The 14,713-nt window shown below is 66.8% G+C and carries 6 protein-coding genes and 2 rRNA genes; 5 read left to right on the top strand and 3 right to left on the bottom strand.

Translation table 11 applies throughout. From position 1 onward, the window contains the following. Window positions 1-33: 33 nt before the first annotated feature. Together KV381_RS16975 and KV381_RS16970 are read right to left on the bottom strand one after the other, a co-directional pair. Window positions 34-2,004, bottom strand: a complete 1,971-nt coding sequence (locus KV381_RS16975; protein ID WP_193464653.1) for a sigma-70 family RNA polymerase sigma factor — start codon at window positions 2,002-2,004, stop codon at window positions 34-36. Window positions 2,005-2,287: 283 nt separating this feature from the next. Further along, a complete protein-coding gene (locus KV381_RS16970) occupies window positions 2,288-3,205 on the bottom strand; it encodes a TetR/AcrR family transcriptional regulator (RefSeq protein WP_103538937.1) in 918 nt (305 codons plus the stop codon). A gap of 343 nt (window positions 3,206-3,548) precedes the next feature. On the opposite strand from KV381_RS16970, the gene KV381_RS16965 reads away from it, so the two are divergent. After that, window positions 3,549-4,997 carry an NAD(P)/FAD-dependent oxidoreductase gene (locus KV381_RS16965; protein WP_268998449.1) on the top strand — a complete coding sequence of 483 codons (1,449 nt, stop codon included), beginning with the start codon at window positions 3,549-3,551 and terminating at the stop codon, window positions 4,995-4,997. A 276-nt stretch (window positions 4,998-5,273) separates the two neighbouring features. After that, entirely contained in the window at window positions 5,274-7,007 is a 1,734-nt protein-coding gene (locus tag KV381_RS16960; protein ID WP_218785554.1) for a SpoIIE family protein phosphatase, read from the top strand. Window positions 7,008-7,045: 38 nt separating this feature from the next. Here KV381_RS16960 and KV381_RS16955 read toward each other — a convergent pair whose 3' ends face one another. Further along, window positions 7,046-8,380, bottom strand: a complete 1,335-nt coding sequence (locus tag KV381_RS16955) for an MFS transporter (RefSeq protein WP_030089092.1) — start codon at window positions 8,378-8,380, stop codon at window positions 7,046-7,048. Window positions 8,381-8,512: 132 nt separating this feature from the next. Between KV381_RS16955 and KV381_RS16950 the strand changes: the two genes are divergently transcribed. The 3 genes from KV381_RS16950 to KV381_RS16940 all read left to right on the top strand — a co-directional run bounded on the left by KV381_RS16950 (window position 8,513) and on the right by KV381_RS16940 (window position 14,678). After that, the gene (locus KV381_RS16950; RefSeq protein ID WP_030633517.1) at window positions 8,513-9,070 is read left to right on the top strand and encodes a MarR family winged helix-turn-helix transcriptional regulator; all 558 of its coding nucleotides are present in this window, start codon (window positions 8,513-8,515) and stop codon (window positions 9,068-9,070) included. 676 nt (window positions 9,071-9,746) lie between these two features. Further along, window positions 9,747-11,263: ribosomal RNA gene (locus KV381_RS16945) — 16S ribosomal RNA — on the top strand. A 302-nt stretch (window positions 11,264-11,565) separates the two neighbouring features. After that, window positions 11,566-14,678: ribosomal RNA gene (locus KV381_RS16940) — 23S ribosomal RNA — on the top strand. The 16S and 23S rRNA genes sit together here, the layout of an rRNA operon. Window positions 14,679-14,713: the final 35 nt, after the last annotated feature.

The following is a 14,713-nucleotide window of genomic DNA, read 5'->3' as shown; positions in this document are numbered from 1 at the left end:
ACCGGTCCCCGGGAGCCTCCGGTCCCGGCAGCCTCAGGAGCAGCTGATCCGGGAATCCGCCCAGTCCGCCAGGGCCACCCCGCCCATCGGGGTCTCCGGCTCCACCACGAGGCGGATCGAGGACTGCCCGGCGATGTTCACGCTCACCGGGACGGCGGGCTCGCCGCTCTTCATCACCGGGGAGCGCCAGAGCCGCGCGCCGTTCCCGTTGAACACCGAGAAGCGCACCGCGCCGAGCAGCGGCGTCAGATCGTCCACCCCGACCATGGCCTCGTAGCGCGTGCACGGCCGGTTCAGCTCGATGGTCACCGAGGAGCGGGCGTGCACGGTCACCCCGTGCGCGTAACGGGTGGAGGCGATCGACACGTTCGACCGCTGCCAGACCCAACTGCTCTGCCCCATCGCCACTTCCGGCTCGGAGTGGTCGCCGAACACGGAGTACGCCAGCTCGCTGACCTGGTACACCTCCGGCGCGGGCGGCGGCGGTGTGGGCTTCGGCGGCTCGGGCGTCGGCTTCGGGGACGGCGGCGAGCTCGGCGCCGGGGGCGCGGGCTTCGGCGGCGGCTCCGGGGAGGGCGTGGGGCTCGGCGTCGGCGTGGGCTTCGGGGACGGCGCCGGGGGCGCGGGCGGTGCGGGGGCGGCCGGAGGCTTCGGCGCCGGCTCGGGGGACGGCGGAGGCTCCGGCGTCGGCACCGCGGGCGCCACGGCCGGCGGCTTCGCGACCGGCTTGGGCTCCGGCTTCGGCTGGTCGTCGCCGACGAGCGCCCACACCAGACCGGCCACGGCCACGGCCACGGCGGCGGCGATCCCGGCCTTGGCGGGCGCACCGAGCCCCTCGGAGGCCGCGGCGCCTCCGGCGGCGCCACCGGTGGAACCGGAGCCGGTGGCCGCCGCGGCGGCTCCCGCTCCGGCGGCCCCGGCCGCACCGCCGGCCACGATGCCCGCGGCCTTGAGCGAATACCCGGCGGCGAACCAGCCGATGACCGCGACGGGCAGCAGCGCCGGGATCCCGGCGTTCACATGGTCCAGCTCGCCCGCGGCCACCCGGCACTTGGCGCACTCGTCGAGGTGCTTGCGCAGCCCGCGTTCGGCCCGGGTCCGCAGCCCGCCCCGGGCGTGGGCGCCGAGCCGGTCGGCGTACTGCGCGCAGTCCCCGCCGGTGGTCAGCGCCTGGCTGACATGGGCCTGGAGATACGCCTGCTTGAGTCCTTCGCGGGCGCGGCTGGCCAGGACGGCGGTGGCGTTGGCGGTGAGGCCGAACAGCGGGGCGATCTCGCTCGGCGACTCCTCCTCCACCGTGGTGTGCCACAGGACCGCCTGCCAGCGCTCCGGGAGGCTCCGGAACGCCTGCATCGCCATCGTCTGCTCGGCCTCGTGCATCGCCAGGACGTCGGCGCCGAGTTCGAGGGTGTCGTCGTCGGAGACCTCCGAGGAGCGGGAGGCCTGGGCGGCGAACACCGCGAAGTCGTCGACCAGATGCTCCCGCTTGGCGCTCTTGGTCCAGGCGGCGGCGACATGGCGGACGGCGGTCATCAGATAGGCCCGGACCGCTTCCGTCGGCCCCTTGCCGCCCCGTACGGCCTGGAGCGTGCGCGCGAACACCTCGGCCGTCAGGTCGTCGGCGGTGTGCGCGTCCCGGCAGCAGCTGCGGGCGTAACGGAGCACGGCGCCCGAGTGCCGCCGGAACAGCTCCTCGTAGGCCTGGTCGTCGCCCGCCCGCATGTCCTCGATCAGCCGGGCGTCGGAGAGACCGGCCTCGGGGGCCCCGCTGCGGCCCGCGCGCTGCTGCGGAACCGCCGGCGCGCCGGCACCGCCGGAGGCGTCCTCCTCGGCGCGGGCGGGCCACGGGCCGGGCAGGACGGTGCCGCCCTCGGCCTCACCGTCCGACGAGCCGCGTACAGCCTGGTTCGGCACCTGCCCGGCGGACAGCCCGTCCGCCTTCGTGTCCCTGTCGGCCGCAGCGATCTCGCCGAGCGGCTCTTCCTGCTGCTCGTTACCGCTCATCGCGGAAGCCCCCGTATACACCCTCGGACCCGAATACCGGCCAAGACTGCCACATGGCTCAATCGCGTTGGCATCTCAGTCCTGCCAACCACTCATCCGGGGCGTTTTCCCGAATACGAGTACTGGAGAACCTTCTTTCGGGGAATGAGACCCCGTCGATTCGTCTCCCGGCACCCGATCCCCGCCCGTCCGCGCCCGCCCCTGTCGACAGCCGGACGGACCGGGCGGACACGGACGGACGGACACGGACGGACGCGGACAGACGGACGGGCGGACGGCTGCGTCACGCAGGCCGCGACCGCAGCCCCTCCAGCAGGATGTCCAGCAACCGGGCCGAAGCCGCGGCCTGCTGAGCGGCGTCCGGCAGCGAAGGAGCCGCCGTCGCGATGACCAGCAGCACATCGGCCACCGTCACATCCCGACGCAGCTCACCGGAGTCCCGTGCCCGGTCCACCAGCTGCCCCACGACCTCCAGCAGCTCGACCGCGCCCGAGTCCTCACCGAGGCCGTCGAGCTCGTCGCCGCTCCCGGACCGCGGGCCGACGACGCGGAAGTCGTCCTGGCCCACTCCCTGCCGCTGCTGCGGAACCCGCGTCTCGTCCACCGCGCCCGACGCCGAAGCCGCCCCGGAAGCCGCCGGTGCGCCCGGCTCCTCCCCGTCGACCCCGACCCGCAGCACCTGCGGCGGCAGCAGCCTGCCCGCACCCGACGCCACGGACGTACGCAGGAAGCGGGAGAGCGCCGACCAGGGCTTCTCCTCCTGCCCCAGCGCCGTACGCGCCTGCTCGGTCAGCCGGGAGGTCTCCTCCTCGGCTATCCGTCGTACCAGCACGTCCTTGCTCGGGAACCGTCGGTAGACGGTGCCCACGCCGACGCGCGCGCGACGTGCCACATCCTCCATCGGAGCGCCGTAACCCAGCTCTCCGAACACCTCACGCGCCGCGCGCAGCACGTGCTCCAGATTGCGCTGCGCGTCCACGCGCAGCGGAGCCGAGCGCGGCGCGCCCGCGGCTCCCGTCGTCGCCCCGTTCGGGGCCTGTCCGGCACCGGCCGAACTCAGCGCCGCGGCACTCACCGCGGCCGCCGAGCGAACGGCGTCCGCCGAGCTCATGACGCCGAGCGCACCCACGGAGCCGAGGCGTCCGTGGTCCTCGGACGCGCGCGAGAGCGCAGCCTGGCCATGCGTATCCTGAATATGCATAACTTCCCCCGGTTATGACGTCTCCCCCCGGAGACTTCCCGCCGTTTCAGACGGGGAGCGGAGCACAACGAAATCCGCACCCGACACCCCGACGGGTTACGAACATAGTTGAGCCCGCGTCAATTCAGAAGGGGGTAGTTCCGCATGGGGCGCCCCTCGATCGGACCAAGATCCGATCGGCGCCGGAACTTCGCCCTTCTGCCTCCCTCGTGCGTAGCGCCTGACCTGCACCGCTGTCGTTTTCCGCCACCCGCGGGCCCCGAGTGCCGTTGAGCATCCGCCAGTCACACAATTTGCCGGGCCTGTGGACAAACCACTGACTCCGTTGCGTCATGGGGTGGTGATGGCTCCAGATTCCCGGGGGACGACCCCCGGCACCCGGCCAGGTGTGCGCATTCTCGTCGTCGGCGGCGGCTACGTCGGGATGTACACAGCGCTGCGTCTCCAACGGAAGTTGAAGCAGAGACTGAGGAGCGGCGACGCCGAGATCGTGGTCGTCACGCCCGAGCCGTACATGACGTACCAGCCCTTCCTCCCCGAAGCGGCCGCCGGCTCGATCTCGCCCCGCCATGTCGTCGTGCCGCTGCGCCGCGTCCTGAAGGACTGCACCATCGTCATCGGCGAGGCGCAGCGCGTCGACCACAGCAAACGGACCGCGACCGTCACCACCCTCGCCACCGGCGAGGACGGCACCGGAGCCCTGGAGATCGGGTACGACGAGATCGTCATCGCCCCCGGATCCGTGTCGCGCACCCTGCCCGTCCCCGGCCTCGCCGAGTTCGGCATCGGTTTCAAGACCGTCGAGGAGGCCATCGGGCTGCGCAACCACGTCATCGAACAGATGGACATCGCCTCCGCCACCCGCGATCCCGCGATCCGCGACGCCGCGCTGACCTTCGTCTTCGTCGGCGGCGGCTACGCGGGCGTGGAGGCGCTGGCCGAACTGGAGGACATGGCCCGCTACACGGCGCGTTACTACCACAACATCAAGCCGGCCGACCTGAAATGGATCCTGGTCGAGGCCTCCGGGCGCATCCTCCCCGAGGTCGGCGAGGCCATGGGCACGTACGCCATCGGCGAGCTGCGCGGCCGGAACATCGACGTACGCCTCGACACCCGCCTCGACACCTGCGAGGACCGCGTCGCCGTCCTCAGCGACGGCTCCCGCTTCCCCACCCGCACCCTCGTATGGACCGCGGGCGTCAAACCGGCCCCGCTGCTGGCCGCCACCGACCTGCCCCTCACCGAACGCGGACGGCTCCGCTGTACCGCCGGCCTCGGCGTCGAGGGCGTCCCGCACGCCTGGGCCGCCGGCGACGCCGCCGCCGTACCCGATCTGACCGCCTCCGAACCGGGCCGCGAGACCGCCCCCAACGCCCAGCACGCGGTGCGCCAGGCGAAGGTCCTCGCCGACAACGTCCTCGCCTCGATCGACGGCCGCCCGATCAAGGAGTACCGGCACGCGTACGCCGGATCGGTCGCCTCCCTGGGGCTGCACAAAGGCGTCGCCCACGTCTACGGTCGCAAGCTCAAGGGCTACCCCGCCTGGCTGATGCACCGTACGTACCACCTCAGCCGGGTGCCGACGTTCAACCGGAAGGCGCGCGTCCTTGCCGAATGGACCCTGTCCGGACTCTTCAAACGCGAGATCGTCTCGCTCGGTTCGCTGGAACACCCCCGCGCCGAGTTCGAACTCGCGGCGGGCGGCGGCTCCGGCACCCCGGGGATCCCCGGACCGGGCCGCCCGAAGGGCCCGGAAGAACCGCCGGACGACCGCCGGACGGACAGCTGACGGACATCCGGCGGACAGCTGACGGGCGGGCAGGGCGGCGACTGTCAGTACGGTCGGTCACACTGGACGTGTGACCATAGGTGGGCCCACGCCTGCACAGAGTGACCCGACGGGCAGTGACCGACAGTGACCTGCGGCGACGCACCACCAGCACGACGAGGCCCGGCTGCGCCTTCCCGGGGGTACGGCCCCCGGAGCCCCGAACATGCCCGAAGAAACGGCAGAAGAAGCAGCCCGCCCGAGCGGACCAGACCGACACACGAGGCCAGAAATACCGTGAACTTCACGCGTTGGAGCGCCCGCCTTCCCGGAACGCAGCGCCGAGCCGCCGCGCGGGACGACCGCAGCGCCGTGCCGGCGGCCCGAGCCGAGTACGCCCGGCCGGAGGGCTCGCCCGCCCCGCCGGACGACGCCTCCCCGGCGCCTTCCGGACCCGCCCCGACCGAGGCCCTGCCCGGGCCCGCCCTCGACGACCTCTCCGCCCGCGAGATCCTCGGCCGGCTCCCCGCCCCCGTCGCCCTGCTGCACGGCGCGGACCACCGCGTCGCCTACGTCAACGACGCGTACGAGGCCGCGTTCGGCCCCCGCCCGTCCGGCGTCCCCGCGGCCGAGGCCCTGCCCGAGCTCGCCCAGCTCAGCGTGCTCCCCCTGCTCGACCAGGTCCTGCGCAGCGGCACCGCCCGTACGGTCAAGTCCCGCAGGACCGCCGAGGGCGGCTCGTACACCGTGACCTGCACCCCGGTCGCCGCCTGGGACAGCGCGGAGGAGAAGGAGGGCAAGGAGCCCGACAGGGGCGACGCCAAGGCGGACGCCAAGAAGGAGGGCGGCGTCCTCGTCTACGCCGCCGACGTCACCGACCACGCCGAAGCCGCCGAACGCCTGCGCACCAGCGAGCGCCGCCACCGCGAAACGGCCGTCACCCTCCAGCGCTCCCTCCTCCCGCAGGAGCTGGAACAGCCCGACGACCTCCGCATCGCCGCCACCTACCAGCCCGGCGGAACCGACGCCGCGGTCGGCGGCGACTGGTACGACGTCATCACCCTCGGCGCGGGCCGCACCGCCCTGGTCATCGGCGATGTGATGGGCCGCGGCGTCCGGGCCGCCGCCGTGATGGGCCAGCTCCGCACCGCCGTCCGCGCCTACGCCCGGCTCGACCTCCCGCCGCACGAGGTGATCCAGCTGCTGGACATCCTCGCCGCCGAGATCGACGCCAGCCAGATCGCGACCTGCGTCTACGCCGTCCACGATCCGAACGAGGGGCAGCTCGTCTACGCCTCCGCCGGACACCTCCCGATCCTCGTCTGCGACGAGGACGGCACGGTCCACCGCGCCGCCGACCCCACCGGCCCCCCGCTCGGCACCGGCGGCTGGGTCCACACCTCGGGCACCATCGCGCTGCCGCCCGGCTCCACCGCGGTCCTCTATACGGACGGCCTGGTCGAACGGCGCAGCGAGGACATCGACGAGGGCGTCGCCTCCCTGGCCCGCGCCCTCTCCGGCGCCAAAGGATCACCCCAGGTGGTGTGCGACCGGCTGATCCGCTCCCTGGGCGTGACCGCCGAGCACGACGACGACGTGGCGGTCCTGGTGGTCCAGCACCCCGCCCGTACGGGACCGAACGCGGAGCTGTTCCACAACGCCGCGCTCGACCTCCTCGGCGGCATCGAGGCCGCCCCGCGCGCCCGCGCCTTCGCCACCGGGGTCCTGACCTCCTGGCGCTTCCCGGTCGAGCTCCGCGACCTGGGCGTCCTCGCCACCAGCGAGCTCGTCGCGAACTCCCTCCAGCACGGCACCCCTCCGATGCGCCTGGGACTGCGTCGTACGGACCGCCGGCTGATCATCGAGGTCACCGACGGCGACGACCACCTGCCGCGCCGCCGTCAGGCCGAACCGGCGGACGAGGCGGGACGCGGCATCTCGATCATCGCCTCGATCGCCACTTCATGGGGCAGCCGGCGCACACCGGGCGGCGGCAAGGCGGTCTGGTGCGAGTTCGCCCTGCCGCAGTGAAGCAGGGCGGTAGGGCGAACGTTCTTCGTCAGGCCCGGTCAGTGACCGGCGGCAGCCGAGGCGGGAGCGGGCGCGCCGTTCCCGGCGGGCACCGCGCCGTCCGCACCTTCGGGCAGTGACACCGCCACCACCCGCGAGGGGACGGCCGCCAGCGACGGCTGGTCCTGTACGGGGGTGAGCCGACGGCCCAGCCGCAGCGCGAGCACCGTGATGCCCAGCGAGAACAGCACGAAGGTCACGATGTACGGGCCGTGCAGCGACGCCCCCATCGGCCCGCCGACGGCCGGACCGACCGCGAGCGCGAGCTGCTTGCACAGGGCGAACGCCGAGTTGTACTGCCCGACCATCGACTCCGGCGCCAGATCCGCGACCAGCGGCGCGACGGTCGGCGACAGCATTGCCTCACCGAGCCCGAACAGCGCGTACGTCGAGATGAACGCGGCCGTCGCCATGGCCTGGCTGCCGTGGCCCAGCCCCGCGTATCCGGCGACGATCCAGGCGAACGCCCAGATCAGGCCGACCGCGGCGATGACCCGGCTGCGCCGCCGGCGCTCCACGAGCCGCAGTACGACGAACTGCGCGACGACGATGACCGCGGTGTTGGCGGCCAGCGCGAAGCCGAGGGTGGAGGGCTCGATCCCGGCGGCCTCCGTGCCGTACGCGGCGAGCCCGGACTCGAACTGCCCGTAGCAGGCGAAGAACAGCACGAACCCCAGCACGCACAGCTGCACCATGGCCCGGTGCGACAGCAGCGCCCGCAGCCCGCCGCCCTTCGCGGCGGAGCCGTCCGCCGGCCTGGCACCGCCGAGCGAAGCCGTACGCGGCATCCGCACGGTGGTCACGACGACACCGAGCACCACGAACATCGCGGCCTCGATCAGGAAGAGCATCGTGAAGCTCGCCGGACGGTCCACGTCCACCAGCTGCCCGCCGACGAGCCCGCCGAGGCCGAGCCCCAGGTTCTGCAGGAAGAACTGCATGGCGAAGGCGCGTGTACGGGTCGCGGTGCTGGAGCACCACACGAGCATCGTGGCGAGGGCGGGCTGCATGACGGCGGTCCCCGCACCGAGGACCGCGGCGGCCAGCACGGCGGCCGGAACGCTGCTCGCGAACCCCAGGGCGGCGGCGCCCACGGAGGCCAGAGCGGAGGCCACCACCAGCACGGGCAACGGGCCCCGCCGGTCGATGGCCCGCCCGGTGAACGGCAGAACGGCCAGCGCCGCCATCGCGAAGACCGCCAGGACGACTCCCGCCGTCCCGGCGCCCAGATCCCGTACCTGCGCCACGTAGACGTACAGATACGGAACGGTGAACCCGAGCCCGAACGCGCTCAGCGCGCTGCCCAGCTGGATCCGCCGCAGCGCTGCGCCCATCTCCCTGGTCACACTCACCTACCTCAAGATCTTGAAGGAATCAGACTCGAAGACTTTAGCACTAAACTTAGAAGGTGAAAACTACAGCCTGAAGGACTTCAAGGGTGGTGAAGGCGTGCCATACTGCCCGCCATGTCTGAGAGCACCGAGGAGCCCGGCCCCAGCGAGCCGAGCCTCGACGAACAGATCGCCGCCTATCAGCGCGAGTTCCGCGACCTCGACCCGCAGGTCGAACAGGTGGTCTCCGCGCTGGGCCGCCTGAACCGCCGGATGAACGTCGCGTACGGGAGGCAGGTCGCCGCCCTCGGCATCAGCAACGCCGAGTGGGAGGTCCTCAAGACCCTGGTCCTGTCGGGCGCCCCCTACCGGCTGGGCCCCGGCGAACTGGCAAAGCGCCTCGGTCTCACCCCGGCCGCCATGACCCACCGCATCGACCGGATGGCCGGCGAGGGCCTGGTCACCCGGGACCGCGACGAGAACAACCGGGTCCGCGTCATCGTCGAGCTGACCGACGAAGGCCGTACGAAGTGGCTGGAGGCGATGCGCATGGCGACCGACTTCGAGGAGGACCTCCTCCAGGACCTGTCCGGCGACGAACGCGGTGTCCTCGGCGAACTGCTGGTCCGCCTCCTGCGCCGCGTGGAACACGCCCAGCCGGACGCCGGCGGCCGCCTCACCGACCTGGACTGACGGCCACGCCGGAGGTCCTGCGGAGGTCGCCGCAGGGGCCACCGGGGGAGGGTTGACACACCCCTGGTGGATCCGTAAAGTTCTCCGAGTTGTCACGGAGCCGGAACGGTTCCGCGGCAGCCGATCCCGCCGCGAACGCGGCAACCAAACTTCAGCACGATCTCCCACTCGGGACGATTTCGGCATGCCGGAATTCATGACGAGGGCCCGATTATGAGCCGCCGGGAGAATCCGCTAGAGTTTGAGCGTCGGAACGGCCCAACAGCCGGGAAGACAAGCCCCGCTGACTGGGAATCAGGCCCGAAAGGATCTGATAGAGTCGGACTCGCCGAAAGGGAAAACGCGAAAGCGAAGAACCTGGAAAGCGAAAACTGCACGGCCCGCTTCGACCGGGAATCGGACACGAAAGAGTCTGATAGAGTCGGAAACGCAAGAACGAAGGGAAGCGCCCGGAGGGCCCCGGTGAAACGGGACCGAAGGAAGCGTCCGTTCCTTGAGAACTCAACAGCGTGCCAAAAGTCAACGCCAGATATGTTGATACCCCGGCCTGCTTCGGCAGGTTGGTGGTTCCTTTGAAAGTCCTGCCGTTCCGCTCCTTGTGGGTGGCGGTAGGCAATAGGACGCTGTGAACCTATTCCGACCGTCTTATGTTCCGCTCGTGGTGTGCCCGTTGTGTGTTCACAACAGTTTGTTCCTGGCTCAGGACGAACGCTGGCGGCGTGCTTAACACATGCAAGTCGAACGATGAAGCCGCTTCGGTGGTGGATTAGTGGCGAACGGGTGAGTAACACGTGGGCAATCTGCCCTTCACTCTGGGACAAGCCCTGGAAACGGGGTCTAATACCGGATAACACTCTGTCCCGCATGGGACGGGGTTAAAACTCCGGCGGTGAAGGATGAGCCCGCGGCCTATCAGCTTGTTGGTGGGGTAATGGCCTACCAAGGCGACGACGGGTAGCCGGCCTGAGAGGGCGACCGGCCACACTGGGACTGAGACACGGCCCAGACTCCTACGGGAGGCAGCAGTGGGGAATATTGCACAATGGGCGAAAGCCTGATGCAGCGACGCCGCGTGAGGGATGACGGCCTTCGGGTTGTAAACCTCTTTCAGCAGGGAAGAAGCGAAAGTGACGGTACCTGCAGAAGAAGCGCCGGCTAACTACGTGCCAGCAGCCGCGGTAATACGTAGGGCGCAAGCGTTGTCCGGAATTATTGGGCGTAAAGAGCTCGTAGGCGGCTTGTCGTCGGATGTGAAAGCCGGGCTTAACCCGGGTCTGCATTCGATACGGGCTAGCTAGAGTGTGGTAGGGAGATCGGAATTCCTGGTGTAGCGGTGAAATGCGCAGATATCAGGAGGAACACCGGTGGCGAAGGCGGATCTCTGGGCCATTACTGACGCTGAGGGCAGCGTGGGGAGCGAACAGGATTAGATACCCTGGTAGTCCACGCCGTAAACGTTGGGAACTAGGTGTTGGCGACATTCCACGTCGTCGGTGCCGCAGCTAACGCATTAAGTTCCCCGCCTGGGGAGTACGGCCGCAAGGCTAAAACTCAAAGGAATTGACGGGGGCCCGCACAAGCAGCGGAGCATGTGGCTTAATTCGACGCAACGCGAAGAACCTTACCAAGGCTTGACATATACCGGAAAGCATCAGAGATGGTGCCCCCCTTGTGGTCGGTATACAGGTGGTGCATGGCTGTCGTCAGCTCGTGTCGTGAGATGTTGGGTTAAGTCCCGCAACGAGCGCAACCCTTGTTCTGTGTTGCCAGCATGCCCTTCGGGGTGATGGGGACTCACAGGAGACTGCCGGGGTCAACTCGGAGGAAGGTGGGGACGACGTCAAGTCATCATGCCCCTTATGTCTTGGGCTGCACACGTGCTACAATGGCCGGTACAATGAGCTGCGATGCCGCGAGGCGGAGCGAATCTCAAAAAGCCGGTCTCAGTTCGGATTGGGGTCTGCAACTCGACCCCATGAAGTCGGAGTTGCTAGTAATCGCAGATCAGCATTGCTGCGGTGAATACGTTCCCGGGCCTTGTACACACCGCCCGTCACGTCACGAAAGTCGGTAACACCCGAAGCCGGTGGCCCAACCCCTTGTGGGAGGGAGCTGTCGAAGGTGGGACTGGCGATTGGGACGAAGTCGTAACAAGGTAGCCGTACCGGAAGGTGCGGCTGGATCACCTCCTTTCTAAGGAGCACTTCTTACCAGGCTCTCGAGTTTGGTCAGAGGCCAGTACACCGGCGAATGTTCGGTGCTGGTTGCTCATGGGTGGAACGTTGACTATTCGGCACGGTGAGCACGGTTTCGTTAGTACTGCTTCGGCGTGGAAAACGGGAACGGGTTGATCGTGTCGGGCACGTTGTTGGGTATCTGAGGGTACGGCCGAGAGGCTGCCTTCTGATCCGGTCCCAGTGAACTCGTCTGTTAAGGACGGGGTGATGGGTGGCTGGTCGTTGTTTGAGAACTGCACAGTGGACGCGAGCATCTGTGGCCAAGTTTTTAAGGGCGCACGGTGGATGCCTTGGCACCAGGAACCGATGAAGGACGTGGGAGGCCACGATAGTCCCCGGGGAGCTGTCAACCAAGCTTTGATCCGGGGGTTTCCGAATGGGGAAACCCGGCAGTCGTCATGGGCTGTCACCCGCTGCTGAACACATAGGCAGTGTGGAGGGAACGAGGGGAAGTGAAACATCTCAGTACCCTCAGGAAGAGAAAACAACCGTGATTCCGGGAGTAGTGGCGAGCGAAACTGGATGAGGCCAAACCGTATGCGTGTGATACCCGGCAGGGGTTGCGCATTCGGGGTTGTGGGATCTCTCTTTTACAGTCTGCCGGCTGTGAGACGAGTCAGAAACCGTTGATGTAGGCGAAGGACATGCGAAAGGTCCGGCGTAGAGGGTAAGACCCCCGTAGCTGAAACATCAGCGGCTTGTTTGAGAGACACCAAGTAGCACGGGGCCGAAATCCCGTGTGAATCTGGCGGGACCACCCGCTAAGCCTAAATATTCCCTGGTGACCGATAGCGGATAGTACCGTGAGGGAATGGTGAAAAGTACCGCGGGAGCGGAGTGAAATAGTACCTGAAACCGTGTGCCTACAAGCCGTGGGAGCGTCGCACAAGGACTTGTCCTTGTGTCGTGACTGCGTGCCTTTGAAGAATGAGCCTGCGAGTTAGCGGTGTGTAGCGAGGTTAACCCGTGTGGGAAGCCGTAGCGAAAGCGAGTCCGAATAGGGCGTTTGAGTTGCACGCTCTAGACCCGAAGCGGGTGATCTAGCCATGGGCAGGTTGAAGCGGAGGTAAGACTTCGTGGAGGACCGAACCCACCAGGGTTGAAAACCTGGGGATGACCTGTGGTTAGGGTGAAAGGCCAATCAAACTCCGTGATAGCTGGTTCTCCCCGAAATGCATTTAGGTGCAGCGTCGTGTGTTTCTTGCCGGAGGTAGAGCACTGGATAGGCGATGGGCCCTACCGGGTTACTGACCTTAGCCAAACTCCGAATGCCGGTAAGTGAGAGCGCGGCAGTGAGACTGTGGGGGATAAGCTCCATGGTCGAGAGGGAAACAGCCCAGAGCATCGACTAAGGCCCCTAAGCGTACGCTAAGTGGGAAAGGATGTGGAGTCGCAGAGACAACCAGGAGGTTGGCTTAGAAGCAGCCACCCTTGAAAGAGTGCGTAATAGCTCACTGGTCAAGTGATTCCGCGCCGACAATGTAGCGGGGCTCAAGCGTACCGCCGAAGTCGTGTCATTCCAGCATGTACCCCCAACGGGGGCTGGGATGGGTAGGGGAGCGTCGTGTGCCGGGTGAAGCAGCCGCGGAAGCGAGTTGTGGACGGTTCACGAGTGAGAATGCAGGCATGAGTAGCGATACACACGTGAGAAACGTGTGCGCCGATTGACTAAGGGTTCCTGGGTCAAGCTGATCTGCCCAGGGTAAGTCGGGACCTAAGGCGAGGCCGACAGGCGTAGTCGATGGACAACCGGTTGATATTCCGGTACCCGCTTTGAAACGCCCAGTACTGAATCAGGCGATGCTAAGTCCGTGAAGCCGGCCCGATCTCTTCGGAGTTGAGGGTAGTGGTGGAGCCGATGAACCAGACTTGTAGTAGGTAAGCGATGGGGTGACGCAGGAAGGTAGTCCAGCCCGGGCGGTGGTTGTCCCGGGGTAAGGGTGTAGCCCGTGTGGTAGGTAAATCCGTCACACGTTAAGGGTGAGACCTGATGCCGAGCCGATTGTGGTGAAGTGGATGATCCTATGCTGTCGAGAAAAGCCTCTAGCGAGTTTCATGGCGGCCCGTACCCTAAACCGACTCAGGTGGTCAGGTAGAGAATACCGAGGCGTTCGGGTGAACTATGGTTAAGGAACTCGGCAAAATGCCCCCGTAACTTCGGGAGAAGGGGGGCCATCACTGGTGATCCGATTTACTCGGTGAGCTGGGGGTGGCCGCAGAGACCAGCGAGAAGCGACTGTTTACTAAAAACACAGGTCCGTGCGAAGCCGTAAGGCGATGTATACGGACTGACGCCTGCCCGGTGCTGGAACGTTAAGGGGACCGGTTAGCTGACTTTCGGGTTGGCGAAGCTGAGAACTTAAGCGCCAGTAAACGGCGGTGGTAACTATAACCATCCTAAGGTAGCGAAATTCCTTGTCGGGTAAGTTCCGACCTGCACGAATGGCGTAACGACTTCTCGACTGTCTCAACCATAGGCCCGGTGAAATTGCACTACGAGTAAAGATGCTCGTTTCGCGCAGCAGGACGGAAAGACCCAGGACCTTTACTATAGTTTGATATTGGTGTTCGGTTCGGCTTGTGTAGGATAGGTGGGAGACTTTGAAGCGGCCACGCCAGTGGTTGTGGAGTCGTCGTTGAAATACCACTCTGGTCGTGCTGGATGTCTAACCTGGGTCCGTGATCCGGATCAGGGACAGTGTCTGATGGGTAGTTTAACTGGGGCGGTTGCCTCCTAAAGAGTAACGGAGGCGCCCAAAGGTTCCCTCAGCCTGGTTGGTAATCAGGTGTTGAGTGTAAGTGCACAAGGGAGCTTGACTGTGAGACCGACGGGTCGAGCAGGGACGAAAGTCGGGACTAGTGATCCGGCAGTGGCTTGTGGAAGCGCTGTCGCTCAACGGATAAAAGGTACCCAGGGATAACAGGCTGATCTTCCCCAAGAGTCCATATCGACGGGATGGTTTGGCACCTCGATGTCGGCTCGTCGCATCCTGGGGCTGGAGTCGGTCCCAAGGGTTGGGCTGTTCGCCCATTAAAGCGGTACGCGAGCTGGGTTTAGAACGTCGTGAGACAGTTCGGTCCCTATCCGCTGTGCGCGTAGGAATATTGAGAAGGGCTGTCCCTAGTACGAGAGGACCGGGACGGACGAACCTCTGGTGTGCCAGTTGTCCTGCCAAGGGCATGGCTGGTTGGCTACGTTCGGAAAGGATAACCGCTGAAAGCATCTAAGCGGGAAGCCTGCTTCGAGATGAGTATTCCCACCTCCTTTGAGGGGTTAAGGCTCCCAGTAGACGACTGGGTTGATAGGCCAGATGTGGAAGCCCGGTAACGGGTGGAGCTGACTGGTACTAATAGGCCGAGGGCTTGTCCTCAGTTGCTCGCGTCCACTGTGTTAGTTCTGAAATAA

The organism is Streptomyces sp. WY228, from assembly GCF_019287315.1.
Classification (GTDB): Bacteria; Actinomycetota; Actinomycetes; order Streptomycetales; family Streptomycetaceae; genus Streptomyces; species Streptomyces caviscabies.
This window is presented reverse-complemented; position numbering and strand designations above follow the sequence as displayed.

What these genes read in the sequence shown, in the direction of transcription:
- KV381_RS16965 (WP_268998449.1), top strand. Translation starts at nt 3,549, where the DNA reads ATGGCTCCAGATTCCCGGGGGACGACCCCCGGCACCCGGCCAGGTGTG.
- KV381_RS16955 (WP_030089092.1), bottom strand. Translation starts at nt 8,380, where the DNA reads ATGGGCGCAGCGCTGCGGCGGATCCAGCTGGGCAGCGCGCTGAGCGCG.
- KV381_RS16950 (WP_030633517.1), top strand. Translation starts at nt 8,513, where the DNA reads ATGTCTGAGAGCACCGAGGAGCCCGGCCCCAGCGAGCCGAGCCTCGAC.
- KV381_RS16970 (WP_103538937.1), bottom strand. Translation starts at nt 3,205, where the DNA reads ATGCATATTCAGGATACGCATGGCCAGGCTGCGCTCTCGCGCGCGTCC.
- KV381_RS16975 (WP_193464653.1), bottom strand. Translation starts at nt 2,004, where the DNA reads ATGAGCGGTAACGAGCAGCAGGAAGAGCCGCTCGGCGAGATCGCTGCG.